Origin of the sequence: Falsiroseomonas sp. HC035 (assembly GCF_050563525.1) — a bacterium.
Taxonomy (GTDB): domain Bacteria; phylum Pseudomonadota; class Alphaproteobacteria; order Acetobacterales; family Acetobacteraceae; genus Falsiroseomonas.
In genome coordinates, this window is record NZ_JBNXUN010000003.1 from 402,750 (window position 1) to 422,252 (window position 19,503).

The following is a 19,503-nucleotide window of genomic DNA, read 5'->3' on the forward strand; positions in this document are numbered from 1 at the left end:
GTGGCCCCGTCAAGCGGCAATAGAGGTCATAGACGCAGCGTCGTGGTGCGATAGGATAAAGATGTGGCACATGATCTCCGTATCGCAGGCATCCAGCGCCCCGCAGAGGTGTCCTTCACCTTCGAGGGCCAGGCTTTGATGGCGCCGGCGGGCGAAGCTTTGGCCGTCGCGTTGCTCGCCAGCGGTATACGGCGGCTCGGCGAGGGGATGGATCCGGCGCGACCGCGCGTTGCGCTGTGCCTGATGGGCGTCTGCCAGCAATGCCTGGTGCGCGTCGGCGGGCGCCTGGTGCAGGCGTGCATCACCCCGGTGCAGGAAGGAATCGCGGTGACACGCGCATGAGTTTCGATGTCGCGGTGCTCGGTGGCGGGCCGGCCGGCATGGCGGCGGCGACGGAAGCGGCGCGACGCGGTGCGCGGGTGCTGCTGCTGGAGGAAAGCCCGGCGCCGGGCGGGCAGGTCTACCGGGCGCCGCCGCCAGGTTTCGTCATCAAGCCCGATTCGGATGCGCGCGCGGGCAACGCTCTGCGCGCCGCCCTGGCCGCCAGTGGCGCGGAGGTGCGTACCGGATGCCGCGTCTGGGGCGTGGGCGGCGGCGCGCTGGTGGCGGCCGGCGTGGCACCGGCGCCGTTCCGGCTGGATGCGCTGGCGCCGGATGGCAGCAGCTTCCATGTCGAGTCGCGGGCGCTGGTGGTGTGCGCGGGGACGCATGAACGCATCATCCCTTTCCCCGGCTGGACGCTGCCCGGCGTGATGGGCCTGGCTGCGGCGACAATCCTGATGAAGGCACAGGGTGTGCTGCCGGGGCGGCGCGTGGTGGTGGCCGGTGCCGGGCCTCTGCTGTTCGCAGTGGCGTGGAAGCTGGTGAAGGCGGGAGCGAAGGTGGCCGCCGTGGTGGATCTCGCGACCAGCGGCGAATGGGCACGAGCGCTGCCGGCGCTGGCGGCGCGGCCGGACCTGCTGGCGCGCGGAATGGGTTGGCGCGCGGGCCTGCGCGCCCAGGGTGTGCCAGTGCTGGCTGGAGCGCGCATCGCCGCTGCGGAAGGCAATGCGGTGCTGGAACGGGTGCGGGTGGCGGAGCGCGCCTTCGACTGCGACGCGCTGTGCATCGGCCATGGGCTGGTGCCGGCGACCGAAGCCACGCGGACCTTCCGCGCCACGCATCGCTACGCCACGGGGGATGGCGGCTGGGTGCCGGTGCTGGATCAGGATGGCCGCTGTTCAGTGCCATTCCTGTACGCGGCGGGCGACGGCGCCGGGATTCGCGGTGCCGCGGCGGCGCCGGATGCGGGGCGGCTCGCGGCCCTCGCGGCGCTGCACGACCTCGGCCTGCTGGATGGCCCATCGCATGCTGTCGCGCGTGCCATCCCGGCCAGGGCCCATGCGCGGGCGGCGCGCGCGGGTGCTGCGATGGCGCGCATGATGGCGCTGCGGCCAGTCCTGGTTGCGGCGATACCGCCGGACACGGTTGTGTGCCGCTGCGAAGGCGTCACGCGCGCCGAGATCGAGGCCGCCTGCACCGATGGCGCGACGGACATGAACCAGCTCAAGCAGTTCACCCGCTGCGGCATGGGCCCCTGCCAGGGGCGCCTGTGCGGAGAGGCGGCGGCGGAGTTGGTCGCGATGCGGGTGGGAGGTCGCGAGAAGGTGGGCTTCGCCACGGGGCGCCTGCCGTTGCGGCCGGTGGCGATGGACGCGCTGCTCGGCGAATTCGACTACGCGGACATTCCCGTGCCGGCCGCGGCGCCGATCTGATGAGCTTCGATGTCGCGGTGATCGGCGCGGGCGTGATGGGCTGCTCCACCGCGCTGTTCCTGGCGCGCGCGGGGATGAAGGTAGCGCTGCTGGACCGTGGCGCCATCTGCCGCGAGGCTTCTGGCGTCAATGCCGGCACGCTGACCATGCAGATGACCCGCGCCGCGCTGATCCCCTATGCACTGCGGGCGCATGAGATGTGGCTGCGCATGCCGGAGTGGTGCGATGGCGGCCATGTGCTGGCCACCGGCTGCCCCGGCCTGTCCGTGGCCTTCACGGACCGTGAGGCGGCGATGCTGGAGGAGCGCGCGCATTTCCGCCGCCAGGCCGGCGCGCCGATCGAGCTGGTGAGCCCGGCGCGGGCGCGGGAGATCGAGCCGGGCCTTTCGGCGCGGGTGATCGCCGCCGGGCATTGCCCGATCGATGGCTTCACCAGTGCCTACCTCACGGGCCGTGCCTTCCGGCCGGCGCTGCTGAACGCGGGGGTCGATCTGCGCGAGAGCTGCGCGGTGCGCGGCGTGACACCGGGCTTCGAGCTGGACACGGCGGCCGCGCCACTGCGCGCGAAGCGCATCGTGCTGGCGGGCGGCGTTTGGCTGCAGGACATGGCCGGCTGGCTCGGCGTGACGCTGCCGATCAAGGTGCTGGTCAACCAGTTGGTGGTCACCGAACGCATGGCGCCGGTGATGCGGACGGTGCTCGGCGTCGCCTCCGGCCTGCTGTCGCTTAAGCAGTATGCGAACGGCACGGTGCTGATCGGCGGCGGCTGGCAGGGCATCGGTGATCGCGCGCGCGGCGGCCTGGCCGTGAAGCCCGAGAGCTTCCTCGGCAACGTGCGGCTGGCCGCGCACACCGTGCCGGCGCTGCGCGATGCGCGGGTGGTGCGTGCCTGGCTGGGGCTGGAGGCGGAGACGGCGGATGCACTGCCGGCGATCGGGCCGATGCCGGGCATCGACGACGCCTGGATCATCGGCAGCGTGCATTCCGGCTACACCAGCGGGCCCTATCTCGGGAAACTGCTGGCGCAAGCGATCTGCGGCCAGGCGCCCGAGCTGCCGCTGTTTCCCATCGACCGTCTGCTGGCGCAGGAGAAAGCCGCGTGAAACCCGCCTCCTTCCACGGCATCTACCCCTCCACGGTACTGCCGATGTTTCCCGACTTCGCGCCGGATTGGGAAAGCTACGCGCGGCACACGGCGCATTGCGTGCTGCGGGAGGGCATCGCCGGGGTGCTGATGAACGGCCATGCCGGCGAGAACTTCGTGATGTCGCGGCAGGAAAAGCGACGCGCGGTGGAGGTAACCGTCGCGACGGTCGGCAGCACGCGCATCGTGGTGGCGGGCATCAACGCCGAGAGCAGCCTGGAGGCTGCGGAGGAGGCGCGGGAGGCGCACGTGGCGGGCGCGGATGCCATCATGGTGTTCCTGCCGAACAGCTTCGCCCTCGCCCATTCCACCGCGCAATCCGTGCTGCACCATCGCATCATCGCGGATGCGGTGCCGGGCCTGCCGATATGGCTGTTCCGCGCGCATCACGCGGCCGGGCGCATGGGCTTCACGGCGGAAACCCTGGACGCGCTGCTGGACATTCCGGAGGTCGTCGGCATCAAGGAAGGCGGCTGGGAGGTGAATGGCTACGACGCGCTGCGCCGCCAGGTGCGCGCGAAGCGGCCGGATGTGGCGGTGTGTGCCAGCGGGGACGAGCATCTGCTGGCCTGCTACGTGCACGGCTCCGACGGCAGCCTGGTCTCGCTGGCCGACATCCTGCCGGACGAGATCGTGGCGCTGGACGCGGCGGTGCGCGCCAATGACCTGCCCGCGTCCCGCGCGCTGCATGAGCGGCTCGAGCCGCTGGCGGATGCGATCTACGGCGCGCCACCGGCCGGGCGGGCGACGGCGCGGCTAAAATTCTGCCTGGCGGAGATGGGCGTCATCCCCTGCCCCGCGTTGCGCCCGCCGCAGCCACCGGTGGAGGGTGCGGAGGCGGCGCTGATGCGGGCCGCGCTCAGGGCGTCAGGGCTGTAGGCCGCAGGGTCAGACGGCGTTCCAGCCACCGTCCGGAATTGGCCAGGACCCAGCTGATGCAGAAATACAGGATCAACGCGGTGCCGTAGGTGATCAGCGCGGAGAAGCCGCGCTGGGTCAGCATTTTGGCGGCGAAGGTGATCTCGATGAAGCCGATCTGGCTGACCAGCGAGGTTTCCTTCACCATCGACAGCACATGCACGATGGAGGGCGGCAGGATCACGCGCCAGCTCTGCGGCAGGACCACGCGGCGCAGCGTCGTCAGGCCCGGCAGGTTCATGGTCAGCGCCGCTTCCCACTGCGTCAGTCGCACTGTCTCGAACCCCGCGCGGACGTTCTCCGCCGCCAGCGCGGACATGCGCAGCGCGACGGCGGTGACGGCGATGGCCCAGAGCGGTGCCTCGAGCTGCGCGAATTGCGACAGGAAGAACACCAGCAGCAGCAGCACCAGGAAGGGAATCCGGCGGAAGGTTTCCACCCACAGGATCGCGGCGCCCCGGACGGGCGCGAAGGGCACAAGTTGCGGCAGCCGCAGCGTGGCAAGCAGGAAGCCGAGCGCGTAGCCGATGCCGCAGCCCGCCACGCTGGCGATCAGCGTGTTGCCAACGGCGATCAGCAGGAAGCGCAGGTTCCACCAGGTGTAGAAACGTGGCGCCTCGGCCAGGATGATGTCCCAGGCCGACATCAGAAGACCTTCGCCTTGACCCGGAACAGCCAGCGCCCGACCAGCCACAACAGCGCGGAGGCGATGATGGTGAGCGCGATGTAGATCGCCGCGACGACGGAGAAGATCTCGACCGATCGGAACGAGATGGCATTGGCGTTCAGCGCCCGTCCCGTCAGTTCCTCGACCCCGAAGATGGCTGCCATCGAGGTACCCAGCGTCATGATGATGTAGTGGCTGGACAGCGCCGGGTACAGCGCGCGGACGACGTGCGGCGCGATGACGTACCACACGGTCTGCACGCGGCTGAAGCCGAGTGTCTCGGCAGCTTCCAGTTCCGAACGCGGCACGCTGGCGAAGCCCGCGCGCTCGATCTCCGTCAGGTAGGCGCCGGCGTTCAGGGTCATGCCGATCAGCACGGCGGTGACGGGGGACAGGATGATCCCAGCCTCCGGCAGGGCAAAGAACAGGAAGAAGATCTGCACCAGCTGCGGCGTGTAGGTGAAGAACCGGACGTAGCCAATCACCAGCGCGCGCAGTGGCCAGGCGGCATAGGTCAGGGCCGAGGCGCCGGCGAGCCCGATCAGCAGGCCGCCGGCGAAGGCGACGCCGGCAATCCATAACGCTGTCAGCGCGCCGAGAAGAAAATCGGGCAGGTATTGCCAGACCTGCCCGTACTGCAGGGACACCCTAGAACATCGGGTTGAACGGGATCGGCGTGGTCATCGGCACGCCGAAATACTTCTGCCAGGTCGTGTTGACGAAGCCGCTGCGGTGCATCTCGAACAGGATGACGTTCAGCACGTCCTTCAGACTGGTGTTGCCCTTCTGAACACCGATGCCGACCCAGAAGCTCGCCAGCACCTCGTCCAGGATCTTCCACTGCACGGGGAAGTTGCGCATCGGAATGACGACGGACTCGGCGACATCCACCATCGCGTCGGCGCGCCCCTGCGCCAGCGCACGGAAGCAGTCCGGGTAGTTGTCCAGCAGCGTGACCTGCGCCTGCGCCGCATTGGCCGCGATCCAGGGCACGCCCACCGTGCCGCGCACCTGAACCAGGCGCACCGCGCGGTTGTTCAGGTCCGCCGGCGTGTTGATGGGCACCGCGGTGCCGCTCGCCTTGGTCAGCACCACCATGGATTGCGTGTGCAGCGGCACGGTGTAGTCGATGACCAGGGCGCGTTCCACGGTGCGGGTGATGGAGCCCAGCACGATGTCGATGCGGTCCGACTGCAGGAACGGGATGCGGTCGGGGGAGCCGACCTGCACGATCTCGAGTTCAACATTCATGCGGCGCGCGATCTCCCGCGCGATGTCGGCGTCGAAGCCGTCAATCTGGTTGCGCTCGTTGAACAGGCCCATCGGCGGCAGGGTCGGGTTGATGCCGGCGCGCAGGCGCTTGGTAGACAGCACCTGGTCCAGCGGCCGCGCGGAGGCGGCGGTGCCAAGCAGCGGCAGCGCGGCCGCTGCGAGGGTGAGAAGATGGCGGCGGTCGAGGCGGCTGGTCATCATGGCGCTCCCTTGATCTGGCAGGCTGGCGTGAGGTCCCTGTGGCTGCGGCCTCGTTACGGGTCGCGTGTGCTCAGCTTGGCCGTGGTGGTACGCGCCGGCAAGGGTCACCGGGACAGGCCACGTCCAGCAAGCGTGGCCAGGAGCCCGGCGGCCATCAGCGGTAGCGCCGCGAGTGACCAGGCCTGCGCGGCCAGCGCGCCGATCAGTGGCGGCGCCAGGAGCTGCACCAGGTTGTTGCCCTGGATCACCAGCCCAACCGCGGGCGCCACCAGCGCCGGGTCCGGCACGGCGCGCGGCAGCAGCGCGAAGCAGGCGGCCGGAAGCAGGCCGCCGATGCCGCAGGCCAGCACGGCCAGCACCAGCACAGCCGCCGGCTGGGGGACCAGGTAGACGCAGGCCGCCAGCAGCGCCATGCCGAGGGCGCCGACCAGGACCAGCCGCCCGGGCGCCACGGCACGGCGCATCAGTAGGCCGGCGGCAAGGTTTCCCGCGGCATTGGCGATGGCCGCCAGGGCCGCCGCGGCGCCGGCCGCACCGGTACCGGCGCCGAGCGACTCCAGCCGCGCCGGCAGGAAGGCCGCAATGCCGAAATACATCGTGTTGTAGGCAGCGAAGGTTGCGGCGATGCGCAGCGGCCGTCCCGCCTCGGCCAGCGCCCGCAGCTGCCGCGCCACCGGCATCCTTGGCGGCGACGCCGAAACGGCGGCAGATGGCATCAGGCGGCAGCAGGCCAGCGTGGCGACGCCGAGCAGCAGGGCCAGCACCCCCCAGGCGGCACGCCAGCCCGAGGCCTCGACCAGCGGCGCGCTGAGCAGGCCGAGCGCGATGCCGGCCGGCATGTAGGCGCCCCAGAGTCCCATGGCGAAGGCGCGGTCGTCGGGCGCGGCGGCCGCGGCCATCAGGCCTGGCGCCGCCACGGTCATCAGCAGGAAGCCCGCGCCTTCGGCCACGCGGGCGGCCAGCAGCAAGGGTGCCGTGGGAGCCACGGCGCTGGCCAGCGCAGCCACGGAACCCAGCGCCAGTCCCGCCAGCAGCGCCCGCCGAGGGCCGATTCGGGCCGCGCCGAGGCCTATCGCGAGGCCGCCAAAGGCGGCCATCAGCGCGAACAGCGAAACCAGCAGCGCGGCGCCGGACAGTCCGAGGCCGAATTCGGCGCCGATGGTGGTCATCGCCGCCGGTACCTTGCCGATCTGTGCCGCCGCGAGGATGCCGCCCGCCAGGATGGCGATGACGGCCCGCCAATCGGTGGTCAGCCGCGACGCTCGATCAGCTCCACGCGCACGCCGTCCGGCGCCTGCAGGAAGGCGATGCGGACGCCGGGGCGCGCCTCGGTGGGGCCGGAGATCAAGGGGACCCCCTTGGCGGCGAGGTCGGCGAGGGCGGCGTCGAGGTCGCCGACGCCGAGGCCGACATGTTCGATGCCGAGGAAGGGCGGCGCGGGCGGGGCGGCGGTGTCCGCCGGAACCTCCTCCACGAACAGCGGGACGCCGGCCAGGTCGAGGATGACCCGCAGGCGGCCGCCGGGGGTGACCCGCTGCCGGATCTCGGCCCCGAAGGCCGAGACATAGAAGGCCGCGGTCGCCTCGGGGGCGGGGCTGCGGAGGTGGATGTGGTCGAAGGTGTAGGTGCTCATGCGCATTTGTGGCGCATTATCGCCTCGGACTCCAAGAGGGGCGGTTCGTCGCGGCGTTGATGCGGGCGGCGCGGGCACCACCTCCTCGCTTCACAGGGTTTGGCGGGACACATGCGGCATCTGCTGTTGCTGGGGGGCGGACATGCGCATGTCGAGGTGCTGCGGCAGCTTGGTGCCGCCCCCCTGCCCGGCTGGCAGGTAACCCTGCTGACGCGGGAGGTGATGTCGCCCTATTCCGGCATGCTGCCCGGGGTGCTGGCCGGACTCTACCGTCCGGAACAGGCGCTGATCGACCTGCCGGCGCTGGCGGCGCGCTGCGGCGTGGCCTTGCTGGTCGATCGCGCGACGGGAGTTGATCCCGTGGCACGGCGGGTGCGGCGGGCGGATGGCAATGACCTGCCCTGGGACCTGCTGTCGATCGACACGGGCGCCACCCCGGACACCAGCCGGGTTCCCGGCGCGGCCGAACATGCCCTGCCGCTGAAGCCCATCGACGCGCTGCTGCCACGGATGGCGGATATCATTGCCGGCGCGCGTCCCGGCCAGCCCATCGCCGTGGTCGGCGCCGGTGCGGCCGGAACCGAGATCGCGCTGGCGCTCGCGCTGCGGCTGCGGGCGGCGGTGACGCTGGTGGCGGGAAGGTCGGGGCTGCTGCCGGGGTTTCCGGCGCGGATGCGGCGGCTGGTGGCGCGGGCGCTGGCGCAGCGCGGCGTGGCGCTGCGGGAAGGGCAGGACGCCGTGCGCATCTCCCAAGGCCAGGTGCACTTCGCGGAAGCCGGGAGCCTGGCGGCGGATCCGGTGATCTGGGCCGCAGGTGCGGCGGCCGCGCCCTGGCTGACCGAGACGGGCTTGCACCGCGACGCGCGCGGGTTCCTGCGCGTCGATGACTGCCTGCGGGCGGCTGGGCACCCTGACATCTTCGCGGCGGGCGACGTCGCCTCCTTCGGGCAGGGCCTGCCCAAGGCCGGGGTCTTCGCGGTGCGGCAAGGACCCGTCCTGGCTGGCAACCTGCGCGCGGTGGCGGAGGGGCGCGCGCCGGCACTCTTCCGACCGCAGGGGGACTACCTTCGGCTGCTGTCACTGGGGGATGGGAAGGCGATCGGAACCCGAAACGGGTTCACGGTCCGCGGCCGCTGGGTCTGGTGGCTGAAGGACACGATCGATCGGCGCTTCATGGCGCGCTACCAGGGCGCCGCGGCATGAGGTGGCTGCGGGACCGGCGCCTGTGGTTCGCGCTGGTGGTGGTCGGGCTGGTGGTGGGCCTGCGGGCGGCTGGCATCGGCGAGATCCTGTCGCTCGAGACGCTCGCCCGGTATCGCGCCACGCTCGCGACCCTAGTTGCGGAGAACCGCCTGCTGGCGGGCGGCCTGTTCGTGCTCGTCTATGCGGCGGCGGTGGCGGTCTCGGTCCCGGGCGCGGTGTGGCTGACAATCACCGGGGGCTTCCTGTTCGGCGCACTGGCCGGCACCGCGCTGACCGTGGTGGCCGCGACCATAGGGGCCGTAGTAGTCTTCCTGCTGGCCCGCCGCATCTTCGGCGCCGATGCGCTGGACCGGCTGGGGCCGCGGGCACAGCGCATCGCGGAGGGCATCCGGCTGGATGCGGTGGCCTATCTTCTGGTGCTGCGGCTGGTGCCGGTGCCGTTCTTCCTGGTGAACCTGGTGCCGGCCTTCTGCGGCGTTCGGCTGGGCGTCTTCGCCGTGACCACCCTGATCGGGATCATCCCGGCCACGGCGGTGTTCAGCCTGGCCGGGGCCGGGCTCGGCGGGGTGCTGGATGCGGGCGGGCAGTTTGAGATCGGCCAGGTGCTGACGCCGCAGATCCTGGGCGCTTTGTTCGGGTTGGCGGCGCTGTCCCTGCTGGCAATTCCGCTGAAGCGCCGCTTCGTGCGCGATTAGCCGAGGCGGGCCTGGAGTTCCGGCGAAAGGCCGATGGTCTCGACCGGCCCATGCGGGATCAGCCCCGCGCCGACCTGCCCTAGCGCCGCGAGGGCGGCCCGCACGCCTTCCTCCACCGAACACAGCACGGGCAGCGGCAGGTCCAGCCTCGCGGCCAGCCCGGCGAGGCCGGCGCCGCCCAGGATCACCACCTCCGCCCCGTCCTGCTCCACGCAGTCGCGGCAGGTCTCCGCGAGCAGCGCGAGGGCTGCGTCAGGGTCACGCGCGATCTCGCCCCCCGTAGGGGCCACGGTACGGACGCCTGCGAGCTGCGTGCCGTAGCCGCGCGCGGCGAAGAACTCCTCCAGCATCGGCTTCCAGGCGGCACCACCGGTCACGACGCCAAAGCGGCGGCCTCGCGCCGCGGCGGCGGAGGCATCGGCCAGGCCGAGCACCGGCACCGGCGCCAATTCGCGCAGGGCATCCAGCCCAGGATCACCGAAGCAGCCGATCAGCACGGCATCCGCCCCGGCCCCGTGCTCGGCATAGGCATCGATGGCCGCATGGGCGGCGATGGCGGAGCTGGCGCGGCTGGCGATGTAGCGGGCGCCGAAGCGGCCGGTGGCGCCAGTTATCGTGACGCCCTGCGGCGCGATGGCGCGGGCGATGCCGACCAGCCTCGCGGTGATATCGGCGCTGGTGTTGGCGTTGATCAGCAGGAGGTTCATGCGGAACTCAGGTTGGATCGCCGCTCGCCTCGTACCAGTCCAGGATCTCCCGCGCCTGCATGAAGGCGATGCCGGGCATGGCCGCCAGGTCGTCCAGGAGCGTCTCCAGCGCGGCGATGCGATGCGGCACGCCGGTGATGTAGGGGTGGATTGCGACACACATGATGCGCGGCGTCGTGCCGGCTTCCGCCAGAAGTCGCGCGGCATGCAGCCGGGCGCGGCGCGGCAGTTCCTGCTCGTCGTGATGCTGGATCATCACCACAGGGATGTCGTTGAGCTCGACGCTGTAGGGCATGGTGAAGATCGGGCCGCTGGCGGTGGAAAGCCGGCAGGGCAGGTCGTCCACCAGCCAGTCGGCGCAGTAGCGCAGCCCGGCCTCGGCCAGCAGGTCCGGGGTTTCCAGTGTTTCCGTCAGGCCGGGTGCCAGCCAGCCGAGCGGCGGGGCGCCAGTGCAGTCCTGGATCGCCTCGATGGTCTGGCGGATCATCAGGCGCTGGTCCGGCACCTTGTGGGTCGGCACCTGGACGTGGTTGTGCCCCATGAAATCCCAGCCCGCCTCATGCGCCGCCTGCGCCACGCGCGGATAGGCGGTGCAGACGGAGCCGTTGACGGAGAGCGTCGGCCGGATGCCGCGCTTCTCGAACGCCTCCAGGAAACGCCAGAAGCCGACCCGCATGCCGTATTCGTGCCAGCCCCAGTTGGCGACGTCCGGCAGCAGCGGCACGCCCGTGGGCGCGACCAGGACCTGGCGCGGCATCGGGTTGTCGATCAGCCAGTTCTCGACATTCACCACCGGCCAGACGACAACCTTGGCGCCGTTCGGCAGCGCACTGGGCGGTCGGTCGGCGGGCGTGCTGTAGCGCAGGCGTTGCTCGGGGCGCATCAGGCGGCCTTCTTGGCGTGGTGCGAATGCAGGCGGGCGCCAAGCTCGCGGCGCACCTCGTTGAACTCCGGCGAGGATACATCGCGCGGCCGCGCCAGCGCCACATGCTCCGCGCTGGCGATGCGGCCAGGCCCGGGTTCCATGACCACGACGCGGTCGGACAGGAAGATCGCTTCCTCGATCGAATGGGTCACGAACAGCACGGTCAGTCCGGTACGCTGCCACAACTCCAGCAACTCATCCTGCAGGCGCTCCCGCGTCATCGCGTCCAGCGCGCCGAAGGGCTCGTCCATCAACACCACCTCGGCGTCGTTAGCCAACACGCGGGCGATGGCGACGCGCTGCTTCATGCCGCCAGAAAGCTGGTGCGGATGGGCATCGGCGAAGCGGGCCAGTCCGATGAGGGAGATGAAACGTTCGACCGTATCGCGCACCTCCGCCTTCGGCCGGCCGCGGCTGGCGGGGCCGAAGCCGATGTTTTCCCGGACCGTCAGCCAAGGGAACAGGCCGTAATCCTGGAACACCATGCCCCGATCCGGTGCCGGGCCAGGGATCGGCTTGCCCCACATCAGCGCCTGGCCCGTCGTCGGCTGTTCGAAGCCCGCAACGATTCGCAGCAGCGTAGATTTGCCGCAGCCGGAGGCGCCGATCAGGCAGACGAACTCGCCCTTGCGGACGGAGAGATTGGCGTCGCGCAGCGCCTCGATGCGCGTGTCGTTCAGGATGTAGGTCTTGCCCACGCCCTTGATCTCGAGGATCGGAATCTCAGCCATGGTGCGAGGGGCTCCAGCGCAGGAGGCGGTTCATCAGCATGACCACGATGCGGTCGGAGATGAAGCCGGCGATGCCGATGACGATCATGCCGCAGATCACGAGCTCGGTGCGCGACAGGGTGCGGCCATCCATGATGACGGCGCCGAGCCCCTGCGGCACGCCCGTCATCTCGCCGACCACGATGACGAACCAGGCAAGTCCCAGGCCCAGGCGGAGTCCGGTGAAGATGGAAGGCAGCGCCGCCGGCAGCACGACGCGGAAGAACTGCGCGTTGCCGCGGCAGCCGAGCATGGAGGCGGCCTCGAACAGGCGGGGCTCGACATTCTTCACGCCGAAGATGGTGTTCAGCAGGATCGGATAGAAGGCGCCGAGGAACACCAGGAAGAAGGCGGACCGCGCGCCGAGCCCGAACAGGATCATCGACAGCGGCAGCCAGGCAGTGACCGGGATCGGCCGCATAAGTTGCAGGAACGGATCGAGCAACTGACGTACGAAGGCGTTGCGCCCGATCAACAGGCCGAGCGGGATGGCGACCCCCGCGGCCAGCAGGAAGCCGCCATAGACGCGGCTGGCGGAGGCCAGCAGATGAATATGCAGGGTGGCGGAGAAGGCATCGTCCCAGATCCCGCCGATGGCGAAGTCCACCATGTATTCGGCGACTTCGGCCGGCGAGGGGATCAGCCGCGTCATGCCGTTTGCCACCGCCAGGTGCCAGCCCAGCAGCAGCAGCAGCGGCACGATGAGGGAGAGCAGCACCGGCTTCACCCGGCGCCACAGCCTTGGCGCCGAAAGTGCCGGCGCGGTGGCCGGAGCCGCGCCCGGGGGAGCGATTGTGACATCCGACATGGCGCTGCCCTCCCCGCCCCGGTGTTACGCGGAGGCGACGGCGTTGGAGAAGCTGGGGTTCAGGAAGGTATCGAAATTGGGCAAGCGGCGGATCTGGCGCAACTCCAGCATCTGCTGCGCGTAGGTGCGCGACTGCGTCAGCACGGTCTCGTCCAGCTTCCAGATGTATTCTACGTTGCCGGCACCCAGCGCCTGCTCCACCGCGGCGCGCGGCGCGCCGAGGATGCGGACGGTGGCCTCCGCCACTTCGGCCGGGTTCGCCTTCATGTGCTCGCTGGCGCGGCGGTGGATGCCGAGCATGGTGCGCACCAGCGCCGGGTCGGACTTGATGAGGTCCTCGCTGGTGCCGAAGATCATGTTCAGTCCGCCCATCGCGGTGCCGTACGGATATTCGACAAGCTGGCCGACGCCGGAGGAGATGGACAGGCCCGGGCCGGGCTCCGCACCTACATAGGCGTCGATGTCGCCGCGCGAGAGCATGGCGTGCATCTCGCCGAACGGCACGCGCACGGGCGTGATGTCACGGACGGACATGCCGGTCTCCCGCAGGCGTTCCAGGATGAACACTTCCTGCGTCGAGCCGGGCCAGATGCCGATGCGCTTGCCGCGCAGGTCCGCAATGCTGCGCAGCGGGCCGCCAGCCTTCGAGATCACGCCCATGCCCTTGTTGCAGAAGGCGCCGACGACGACGACGGGCTCGCCCGCGGCGGCGCCCAGCGTCGCGGCGGCGATGCCGAAGCCGCCGCAGGCGACGGAGCCGGTGACGACGGCGTTCTTGCCGTCCGTCGGGCTGTCGAAGGTGATGATCTCGATGGTCAGGCCCGCCGGCGCGAAGCGTTGGTAGAAATGCGGCGTCATCGAATGGATCAGGCGCAGCGAGCCCATCTTCACCGTGCGCGCGGCCTGCGCGTTGGCGATGTGCGGGGCTGCCAAGGGTGCGGTGATCGTCGCGGCGGCGGCGGTCAGGATCTGGCGGCGGTTGAGCATGATCGGGTCTCCTATGCGGTGACGAGGCTGGCGATGAAGGCGCGCCAGCCTCCGAATGCGGAAATGTCCTCGGCGCCGTGCAGGCCCTCGGGCTCCACGAGGAAGCCCTTCGGCATGGTGCCATCGGCCAGGCGCAGCGTGCCGATGCAGAGTGGGGCCGGAATGCCGGCGACGAAGCGGCCGAAGCCGTCCACGGGCATCGCCCAGACCTCGGTCGCGATGGCCTGGCCCGCAGGCACGCGCAGCAGGCCAGGGCGACGGGGTGGGCCGCCGGCGAGAGCGAAGAGGCGATACAGCGGCGCGGTCTGCACGGCGCGGCGGAACTCGGCACCTTCGCGCAGCAGCTCCGGGTTCAGCACCATGCCGGACAGATGCGCGCCGACGACGCAGATCTCGATCATGCGGCGAAGGCCTTCAGCAGGTGGTTGCCGGTGGCGGCCAGGCCTGCGTCGCTCCCACGCGGGCCGATCAACGTGACGCCGAAGGGCAGGCCATCGGGCCGCCGGGGCGCAGGGATGGCAAGCGCCGCGAGGTCCAGCAGGTTGACGCAGTTGGTGTAGGTGCCGAGGCGGGCATTGGGGCCGACCGGGTCCGCCTCCAGTTCCGCCAGCGTCGGGAAGTTCGGCGCGGTGGGCACCATCAGCGCCTCCATGCGCGACCAGGCTGGGCGCGTCGCAAGCCGCAGCGCGGCCAGGCGGTGCAGGCCGGTGAATGCATCCGTGGCGGTGAAGCGGGCGGCGCCGGCGAGGATGCGCTGCGTCACCGGGTGCATGGCCGAGCGCGGGACCAGGTGGCCGAAGGCGGCGTCACGTTCCGCGACAAAGGCACCTTCGTACAGCAGGCGCGCGATCTCGAGGAACGGCGTGAGATCGATCTCCTCCAGCGTGGCGACCCGCCCGGCCCGCGCGATGGCGGCGTCCCAGGCGGCGCGCTGATCGGCATCGTCCAGGTGCAGGTCGGCGGCGCGCGGGATGCCGAGCCGGACGAACGGCGCGCCAGGGCTGCCCAGTTCGATGGGACGCGACCAGGGGTCGAGCGGATCCTCCCCGGCCATCACTACGTAGCCGGCCCAGGCATCGTCGACGCTGCGGGCGAAGACCGAGATGCAGTCGAGGCTCGGGCAGGCCGGCACCACGCCGCGGGACGGGACGGCACCGACCGAGGGCTTCAGCCCCACCAAGCCGTTGAGCCCGGCCGGCACGCGCCCCGATCCCGCGGTGTCCGTGCCCAGCGCCAGCAGCGCCAGCCCCTGCGCCACCGCGACGGCTGAGCCGGATGACGACCCGCCCGGCACGTGGTCCGGCGCGCAGGCGTTCCGCGGCACAGGATGCGGGGTCCGTACGCCGACCAGGCCGGTCGCGAACTGGTCGAGGTTGGTCTTGCCGGTGATGAGTGCCCCGGCAGCGAGCAGCCGCGCCACCGCCGGCGCGCTGTTCGTGGGCCAGTAGGAATAGGCGGGACAGGCGGCGGAGGTGGGCATGCCCGCGACGTCGATATTGTCCTTCACCGCGATCGGCACGCCCCAGAGCGGGTAGCGGTGCAGGTCGAAGGCAGGCAGGCCGGCGGCGCTGGCCGACAACGCTCCGGGCGTGGGGCGATACAGGTAGATGCCGGGATCGGCCACCGAGTCGTGGCGGGCCTCCAATCCTGCGGCCATGGCCATGGGCGTCAGGCCTCGGGCATAGGCCGCGTGAAGTGCGGCGATGCCGGGGGGAAGCGGGGGCGCCATCACGCCGTGTGGGTTGCAAACATGACCTTGCCTTTAGCAAGACCCGTGCCGCAACCGCGGCCGTTTCAGATCAGCCCCTTAAGGGCGCAGCCAGTCGCCCGTGTATGCACGACGCACCTTAAGCGCCAGATATGCCTGTGAATCAGGCAGCGCCGGATTGGTGCAGCGCCGCGGCCATCGAGGTCCAGGTCTGCTCGGTCAGTCCTATATGCGCGCGCAACCGCGCGGCCGCCGCGTCGGCGTCGCCGCGCTGGATGGCGACAAGGATCGCACCATGCTCCTCATGTGATCGCCGCAAACGGTCCGGTGCCTCCAACTGAGCCGCACGGAAAGGCGCCATCCTGCGGCGCGTTGCGGTGGCGATTTCGAGCAGATAGCCGTTGTGTGCGCCGAGGTAGAGCATGTGATGGAAGGCCACGTTGGCCGCGCGATAGGCGCCGACATCCGCCATGCGCACCATCGCTGCCATGGCCTGGTGCTGGCGTTCAAGGCCGCGCCGCTGGTCGGGCGTCATTGCAAGGGCAGACAGCGCCGCGGCCATCGCCTCCAACTCCGCCATCACCAGGAACATCTCGCCGAGTTGCCGGCTGTCCGGCAGTGCGACCACGGCGCCCCGGCGGGGGGCGACCTGCACCAGGCCGGTCGGCGCCAATTGTCGCAAGGCTTCGCGCACCGGGGTCCGGCTGGTGCCGAAGGATTTCGCCAGGGCCATTTCATCGAGCGGCGTGCCCGGCTTCATCAGGCCGGCGACGATATCCTCCGCGAGCCGTGCGGCAATCGCCTCGCCATGGGTCGGGCGTACGGGACGCGGGTAGGGGCTGACGGGCCGGCGGGGCATGGCGCGGTTGTGCCGCGCCGGGGCCGCCGCCGTCCAGTCTCAGCGGAAGGGATAGGGATACATCAGGCCCCCGCGGCGCCACAGGTCGGACAGGCCGCGCTCCAGGCCGATCGGCGAGCCTTCGCCCAGGTTGCGCTCGAAGATCTCGCCGTAGTTGCCGACCTGGCGGATCGCCTCGGCCGCCCAGGTATCCTTCAGCCCGAGCCGGGCGCCCAGGCCGCGATCGAGGCCGATCAGGAAGCGGACCTCGGCATTGTCGGACCGCAGCGCGGCGTCGAGCGTGGTGCTGGACACCTCCAGCTCCTCCGCCGCCACCAGGGCGTGCAGCGTCCAGGTCACGATCTGGCGCCAGCGCTCGTCGCCTCCGCGCACGAAGGGCGTCAGCGGCTCGCGGCTCAAGCGTTCGGGCAGCAGCACCGCGCCTGCCGGGTCGGGCAGGTCCGTCACGCGCAGGGTGGCGAGGGCGGCGGCATCGGCCGTCACCGCGTCGCAGCGCCCGTCCTTGAAGTCATCGAGCAGCGACGCACCACTTTGGCGGGTCACCACCGGCTGCACGGTGATGCCGGCCCGCGTCGCCGCGTTGCGGAGGATGCCGAGGCTGCCATCGACTTCCGGCGCGGCGACGCAGATGCGCTTGCCGTTGAGCTGGGCGAAGGAGGCGACATTGGCGTCCGTCCGCACCATCACCGCCTGCCCGTCGTAGAGAAGGACCCCGATCGGCGTCAGGTTGCGGCCGGCGTCCCGCATGGCCGTGATGGTCATGTTGCTGGACAGCAGGTCGACGGTGCCGGCCTCGACCTGCGCCAGCCCGGCTTCGAGGGACGCCGCGGGCACGAAGCCCACCTGTTCCGCATCGCCCAGCACAGCCGCAGCCACCGCGCGGCAGAAATCCGCGTCCAGCCCGCGCATCCGGCCCTGCAGGTCGGGTGCGGAAAATCCGGGCAACTGCCCGAACACACCACAGCGCAACTCGCCGCGCTGCCGGACAGCGTCAAGGGTCTGGGCCGGCGCGGTGCCGACAAGGCCCAGCATCATCAGGAAGCCGAGGAAGCAGCGGCGCATGGTGGTGTTCCGATCGGGCAAAGGGCGCGGCATCAGGTTCAGCAGCCGGAGGCGGCGACGCGGCACACGATGCCGGAGCCAGGCCGTTCCGCAATGCGGCAGACCTGCAAGGCCTGGGCCTCGGCCTGCTCGCGAGTCTGGCCAGCGCCGGTGGCCGTGCGGCGCAGCTGGGCCGGGGTCTCGCTGACCGCCTGGACCAGGGCACCGCAGGCGTTGGGAAATTCCAGGGAAATGCGGCACTGGTTGCGGCCCACGATGGCCTCACAGGCGCGGATGGCCGTCATGCTGGCGGCGAGCCGGTCTGATTGCCCGCTGGTGAAGCCATAGGCCGTGGAGGGTGGTTCCGCCGTATAGATGAAGCCAAAGCGGCCGCGCAGCGCGGAGGCTGTGGCGCCGACAGCCGGTGCAGCGGCCGGCAGCACGCCACCCTGGGCGCAGCTTTGCTGGCAGGCCTGCACCAGGGCGCGTGGCTGGCTGTTGCAGGCCCTCTGGCAGGATTGCGGGATTGAAGCCGGGCGGCTGGCCATCACCGCCCGAGGCGGCGCGGCGCTGCCGACCGGCGTGAAGCACGCGCCGGCGCCCGGGCCGCTCGCCAGGCCGCAGTTCAGGAGGCGCGGCGTGGACCAGCGCTCCGCTGGCAGCGCGACCCGCCAGGGCCCGCCATCGCGGCACTGGATGTCCCAATAAGCCGTGCGGCCGCGGTCCAGACCGGCGGCATAGAGATTGGAAACCTCCGAACACGCAAGGCCGTTGGTGCGCAGCAGGCTGCGGAAGGCGTCCCGTTGCCCCGCCCCGTCCCGCGCGAGAAGCTGGTCGTTCGTCGGGTTGCCGGTCTGGGCCCATGCAGGCATCAGCACCACGGGTGCGACGGACCCAAGCAGGACAGACAGTGCCAGCACGGCCAATCGCATCGCCACTACCCCCGACTTACGCCAAGGTTTCGCCTTTCGTTACTTGTTGCGCAAGTCCCGAAAATTGGGATTCGCTGCAACAAGCGAGGTGGCTTCGCTGAGCCTGCCTCGAACTGCAGCCGCGGATGCTGTAGGCAGGCGGGCGATGCAGACGGAGCAGGTTGCATGAAAACGCGCGCAGCGGTGGCCTGGGCGGCCGGGAAGCCCCTTTCGGTGACGGAAGTGGAGATTGGCGGCCCGCGGGCGGGCGAAGTGCTGGTGGAGGTGAAGGCCACCGGCCTGTGCCACACCGATCTCTACACGCTGTCCGGCGCCGATCCGGAGGGGCTGTTCCCGGCCATTCTGGGCCATGAAGGCGCTGGGATCGTCCGCGAGGTTGGCGCCGGCGTCACCAGCGTGAAGCCAGGCGACCACGTGATCCCGCTCTACACGCCGGAATGCCGGCAGTGCAAAACCTGCCTTTCACAACGCAGCAACCTGTGCACGGCAATCCGCGGCACCCAGGGCAAGGGGGTCATGCCGGATGGGTCCTCCCGCTTCTCCTGCGAGGGATCGCCGGTGATGCACTACATGGGCTGCTCCACCTTCGCCAACTACACGGTGCTGCCGGAGATCGCGGTGGCGAAGGTGCGGGAGGACGCGCCGTTCGAAAAGATCTGCTACATCGGCTGCGGCGTGACCACCGGCATCGGCGCCGTCATCAACACCGCCAAGGTCTGGCCGGGCGCCAATGTCGCCGTGTTCGGGCTGGGCGGCATCGGGCTGAACGTGATCCAGGGCGCGCGCATGGTCGGTGCCGACCGGATCATCGGCATCGACCTGAACAATGGGCGGGAAGAAATGGCCCGGAAGTTCGGCATGACCGACTTCATCAACCCGAACGAGGTCGGCCACGACAAGGTGGTGCAGGCCATCGTCGACCTGACCGGCGGCGGCGCCGATTTCAGCTTCGAGTGCATTGGCAACGTGAAGGTCATGCGCCAGGCGCTGGAATGCACGCATCGCGGCTGGGGCGAGTCGATCATCATCGGCGTCGCCGGCGCAGGGCAGGAGATCAGCACCCGGCCGTTCCAGCTGGTCACCGGCCGGTCCTGGCGCGGCACCGCCTTCGGTGGCGCCCGCGGCCGGACCGACGTGCCGAAGATCGTCGACTGGTACATGCAGGGGAAGATCGACATCGACAGCCTGATCACCCATGTGATGCCCCTGGACCAGATCAACCACGGCTTCGAACTGATGGAGCGCGGCGAGTCGATCCGGTCGGTGGTGGTGTACTGAG

22 protein-coding genes are annotated in these 19,503 nt (G+C 70.5%); 7 read left to right on the forward strand and 15 right to left on the reverse strand.

Annotated features, from left to right (window positions below):
• Positions 1 to 63: 63 nt before the first annotated feature.
• From ACLF3G_RS09760 to ACLF3G_RS09775, 4 genes are read left to right on the forward strand one after another with little or no spacing between them, the layout of a single operon-like run.
• Positions 64 to 342 carry a (2Fe-2S)-binding protein gene (locus ACLF3G_RS09760; protein ID WP_430669163.1) on the forward strand — a complete coding sequence of 93 codons (279 nt, stop codon included), beginning with the start codon at positions 64 to 66 and terminating at the stop codon, positions 340 to 342.
• On the forward strand, positions 339 to 1,754 hold the full coding sequence (locus tag ACLF3G_RS09765) for an NAD(P)/FAD-dependent oxidoreductase (RefSeq protein WP_430669164.1): 1,416 nt from the start codon (positions 339 to 341) through the stop codon (positions 1,752 to 1,754). Before ACLF3G_RS09760 ends, ACLF3G_RS09765 begins: the two co-directional genes overlap by 4 nt.
• On the forward strand, positions 1,754 to 2,857 hold the full coding sequence (locus ACLF3G_RS09770) for an NAD(P)/FAD-dependent oxidoreductase (RefSeq protein WP_430669165.1): 1,104 nt from the start codon (positions 1,754 to 1,756) through the stop codon (positions 2,855 to 2,857). Before ACLF3G_RS09765 ends, ACLF3G_RS09770 begins: the two co-directional genes overlap by 1 nt.
• Positions 2,854 to 3,777: a dihydrodipicolinate synthase family protein gene (locus tag ACLF3G_RS09775; protein ID WP_430669166.1), complete on the forward strand. Its 924-nt coding sequence runs from the start codon at positions 2,854 to 2,856 to the stop codon at positions 3,775 to 3,777. Before ACLF3G_RS09770 ends, ACLF3G_RS09775 begins: the two co-directional genes overlap by 4 nt.
• Here the strand turns inward: ACLF3G_RS09775 and ACLF3G_RS09780 are convergent.
• From ACLF3G_RS09780 to ACLF3G_RS09800, 5 genes are all read right to left on the reverse strand, one after another.
• Positions 3,758 to 4,462, reverse strand: coding sequence for an amino acid ABC transporter permease (locus ACLF3G_RS09780; RefSeq protein ID WP_430669167.1), 705 nt, complete (start codon positions 4,460 to 4,462; stop codon positions 3,758 to 3,760). The two genes, ACLF3G_RS09775 and ACLF3G_RS09780, sit on opposite strands and share 20 nt — an antisense overlap.
• Positions 4,462 to 5,130, reverse strand: a complete 669-nt coding sequence (locus ACLF3G_RS09785; RefSeq protein WP_430669168.1) for an amino acid ABC transporter permease — start codon at positions 5,128 to 5,130, stop codon at positions 4,462 to 4,464. The genes ACLF3G_RS09780 and ACLF3G_RS09785 overlap by 1 nt, the downstream gene beginning before the upstream one ends.
• Before the next feature lies 1 nt (position 5,131).
• The gene (locus ACLF3G_RS09790; RefSeq protein ID WP_430669169.1) at positions 5,132 to 5,956 is read right to left on the reverse strand and encodes a transporter substrate-binding domain-containing protein; all 825 of its coding nucleotides are present in this window, start codon (positions 5,954 to 5,956) and stop codon (positions 5,132 to 5,134) included.
• A 104-nt stretch (positions 5,957 to 6,060) separates the two neighbouring features.
• The gene (locus ACLF3G_RS09795; protein ID WP_430669283.1) at positions 6,061 to 7,209 is read right to left on the reverse strand and encodes an MFS transporter; all 1,149 of its coding nucleotides are present in this window, start codon (positions 7,207 to 7,209) and stop codon (positions 6,061 to 6,063) included.
• Positions 7,206 to 7,589: a VOC family protein gene (locus tag ACLF3G_RS09800; RefSeq protein ID WP_430669170.1), complete on the reverse strand. Its 384-nt coding sequence runs from the start codon at positions 7,587 to 7,589 to the stop codon at positions 7,206 to 7,208. Before ACLF3G_RS09800 ends, ACLF3G_RS09795 begins: the two co-directional genes overlap by 4 nt.
• Before the next feature lie 111 nt (positions 7,590 to 7,700).
• Between ACLF3G_RS09800 and ACLF3G_RS09805 the strand changes: the two genes are divergently transcribed.
• Complete coding sequence (locus ACLF3G_RS09805) at positions 7,701 to 8,792, forward strand: FAD-dependent oxidoreductase (protein ID WP_430669171.1); 1,092 nt, start codon at positions 7,701 to 7,703, stop codon at positions 8,790 to 8,792.
• The gene (locus tag ACLF3G_RS09810) at positions 8,789 to 9,487 is read left to right on the forward strand and encodes a TVP38/TMEM64 family protein (protein WP_430669172.1); all 699 of its coding nucleotides are present in this window, start codon (positions 8,789 to 8,791) and stop codon (positions 9,485 to 9,487) included. The genes ACLF3G_RS09805 and ACLF3G_RS09810 overlap by 4 nt, the downstream gene beginning before the upstream one ends.
• On the opposite strand, the gene ACLF3G_RS09815 is transcribed toward ACLF3G_RS09810, so the two are convergent.
• The 10 genes from ACLF3G_RS09815 to ACLF3G_RS09860 form a co-directional block, all read right to left on the reverse strand.
• Entirely contained in the window at positions 9,484 to 10,194 is a 711-nt protein-coding gene (locus tag ACLF3G_RS09815; RefSeq protein WP_430669173.1) for an aspartate/glutamate racemase family protein, read from the reverse strand. The two genes, ACLF3G_RS09810 and ACLF3G_RS09815, sit on opposite strands and share 4 nt — an antisense overlap.
• Before the next feature lie 7 nt (positions 10,195 to 10,201).
• Positions 10,202 to 11,077, reverse strand: coding sequence for a polysaccharide deacetylase family protein (locus ACLF3G_RS09820; RefSeq protein ID WP_430669174.1), 876 nt, complete (start codon positions 11,075 to 11,077; stop codon positions 10,202 to 10,204).
• Positions 11,077 to 11,850 carry an ABC transporter ATP-binding protein gene (locus ACLF3G_RS09825; protein WP_430669175.1) on the reverse strand — a complete coding sequence of 258 codons (774 nt, stop codon included), beginning with the start codon at positions 11,848 to 11,850 and terminating at the stop codon, positions 11,077 to 11,079. Before ACLF3G_RS09825 ends, ACLF3G_RS09820 begins: the two co-directional genes overlap by 1 nt.
• Positions 11,843 to 12,697 (reverse strand): ABC transporter permease, encoded by an 855-nt coding sequence (locus tag ACLF3G_RS09830; protein WP_430669176.1) that lies wholly within the window; start codon positions 12,695 to 12,697, stop codon positions 11,843 to 11,845. The genes ACLF3G_RS09825 and ACLF3G_RS09830 overlap by 8 nt, the downstream gene beginning before the upstream one ends.
• Before the next feature lie 24 nt (positions 12,698 to 12,721).
• Complete coding sequence (locus ACLF3G_RS09835; RefSeq protein ID WP_430669177.1) at positions 12,722 to 13,684, reverse strand: ABC transporter substrate-binding protein; 963 nt, start codon at positions 13,682 to 13,684, stop codon at positions 12,722 to 12,724.
• Positions 13,685 to 13,695: 11 nt separating this feature from the next.
• Positions 13,696 to 14,085 carry an allophanate hydrolase-related protein gene (locus tag ACLF3G_RS09840; RefSeq protein ID WP_430669178.1) on the reverse strand — a complete coding sequence of 130 codons (390 nt, stop codon included), beginning with the start codon at positions 14,083 to 14,085 and terminating at the stop codon, positions 13,696 to 13,698.
• Positions 14,082 to 15,413 carry an allophanate hydrolase gene (gene atzF / locus ACLF3G_RS09845; RefSeq protein WP_430669179.1) on the reverse strand — a complete coding sequence of 444 codons (1,332 nt, stop codon included), beginning with the start codon at positions 15,411 to 15,413 and terminating at the stop codon, positions 14,082 to 14,084. The genes ACLF3G_RS09840 and atzF overlap by 4 nt, the downstream gene beginning before the upstream one ends.
• Positions 15,414 to 15,555: 142 nt before the next feature.
• Positions 15,556 to 16,251 carry a GntR family transcriptional regulator gene (locus ACLF3G_RS09850; protein WP_430669180.1) on the reverse strand — a complete coding sequence of 232 codons (696 nt, stop codon included), beginning with the start codon at positions 16,249 to 16,251 and terminating at the stop codon, positions 15,556 to 15,558.
• 39 nt (positions 16,252 to 16,290) lie between these two features.
• Complete coding sequence (locus ACLF3G_RS09855) at positions 16,291 to 17,313, reverse strand: transporter substrate-binding domain-containing protein (RefSeq protein ID WP_430669181.1); 1,023 nt, start codon at positions 17,311 to 17,313, stop codon at positions 16,291 to 16,293.
• 38 nt (positions 17,314 to 17,351) lie between these two features.
• Positions 17,352 to 18,224 carry a DUF4189 domain-containing protein gene (locus tag ACLF3G_RS09860; RefSeq protein ID WP_430669182.1) on the reverse strand — a complete coding sequence of 291 codons (873 nt, stop codon included), beginning with the start codon at positions 18,222 to 18,224 and terminating at the stop codon, positions 17,352 to 17,354.
• Positions 18,225 to 18,389: 165 nt separating this feature from the next.
• Here ACLF3G_RS09860 and ACLF3G_RS09865 point away from each other — a divergent pair, with 165 nt between their 5' ends.
• Positions 18,390 to 19,502 carry an S-(hydroxymethyl)glutathione dehydrogenase/class III alcohol dehydrogenase gene (locus ACLF3G_RS09865; protein WP_430669183.1) on the forward strand — a complete coding sequence of 371 codons (1,113 nt, stop codon included), beginning with the start codon at positions 18,390 to 18,392 and terminating at the stop codon, positions 19,500 to 19,502.
• Position 19,503 lies beyond the last annotated feature (1 nt).

Excerpts from the sequence above, each read along its gene's own strand:
- ACLF3G_RS09800 (WP_430669170.1), bottom strand. The coding sequence starts at position 7,589 with ATGAGCACCTACACCTTCGACCACATCCACCTCCGCAGCCCCGCCCCC.
- ACLF3G_RS09810 (WP_430669172.1), top strand. The coding sequence starts at position 8,789 with ATGAGGTGGCTGCGGGACCGGCGCCTGTGGTTCGCGCTGGTGGTGGTC.
- ACLF3G_RS09815 (WP_430669173.1), bottom strand. The coding sequence starts at position 10,194 with ATGAACCTCCTGCTGATCAACGCCAACACCAGCGCCGATATCACCGCG.
- ACLF3G_RS09830 (WP_430669176.1), bottom strand. The coding sequence starts at position 12,697 with ATGTCGGATGTCACAATCGCTCCCCCGGGCGCGGCTCCGGCCACCGCG.
- ACLF3G_RS09860 (WP_430669182.1), bottom strand. The coding sequence starts at position 18,224 with ATGCGATTGGCCGTGCTGGCACTGTCTGTCCTGCTTGGGTCCGTCGCA.
- ACLF3G_RS09770 (WP_430669165.1), top strand. The coding sequence starts at position 1,754 with ATGAGCTTCGATGTCGCGGTGATCGGCGCGGGCGTGATGGGCTGCTCC.
- ACLF3G_RS09835 (WP_430669177.1), bottom strand. The coding sequence starts at position 13,684 with ATGCTCAACCGCCGCCAGATCCTGACCGCCGCCGCCGCGACGATCACC.
- ACLF3G_RS09825 (WP_430669175.1), bottom strand. The coding sequence starts at position 11,850 with ATGGCTGAGATTCCGATCCTCGAGATCAAGGGCGTGGGCAAGACCTAC.
- ACLF3G_RS09855 (WP_430669181.1), bottom strand. The coding sequence starts at position 17,313 with ATGCGCCGCTGCTTCCTCGGCTTCCTGATGATGCTGGGCCTTGTCGGC.
- ACLF3G_RS09765 (WP_430669164.1), top strand. The coding sequence starts at position 339 with ATGAGTTTCGATGTCGCGGTGCTCGGTGGCGGGCCGGCCGGCATGGCG.
- ACLF3G_RS09840 (WP_430669178.1), bottom strand. The coding sequence starts at position 14,085 with ATGATCGAGATCTGCGTCGTCGGCGCGCATCTGTCCGGCATGGTGCTG.
- ACLF3G_RS09805 (WP_430669171.1), top strand. The coding sequence starts at position 7,701 with ATGCGGCATCTGCTGTTGCTGGGGGGCGGACATGCGCATGTCGAGGTG.
- atzF (WP_430669179.1), bottom strand. The coding sequence starts at position 15,413 with ATGGCGCCCCCGCTTCCCCCCGGCATCGCCGCACTTCACGCGGCCTAT.
- ACLF3G_RS09865 (WP_430669183.1), top strand. The coding sequence starts at position 18,390 with ATGAAAACGCGCGCAGCGGTGGCCTGGGCGGCCGGGAAGCCCCTTTCG.
- ACLF3G_RS09820 (WP_430669174.1), bottom strand. The coding sequence starts at position 11,077 with ATGCGCCCCGAGCAACGCCTGCGCTACAGCACGCCCGCCGACCGACCG.
- ACLF3G_RS09850 (WP_430669180.1), bottom strand. The coding sequence starts at position 16,251 with ATGCCCCGCCGGCCCGTCAGCCCCTACCCGCGTCCCGTACGCCCGACC.
- ACLF3G_RS09790 (WP_430669169.1), bottom strand. The coding sequence starts at position 5,956 with ATGATGACCAGCCGCCTCGACCGCCGCCATCTTCTCACCCTCGCAGCG.
- ACLF3G_RS09780 (WP_430669167.1), bottom strand. The coding sequence starts at position 4,462 with ATGTCGGCCTGGGACATCATCCTGGCCGAGGCGCCACGTTTCTACACC.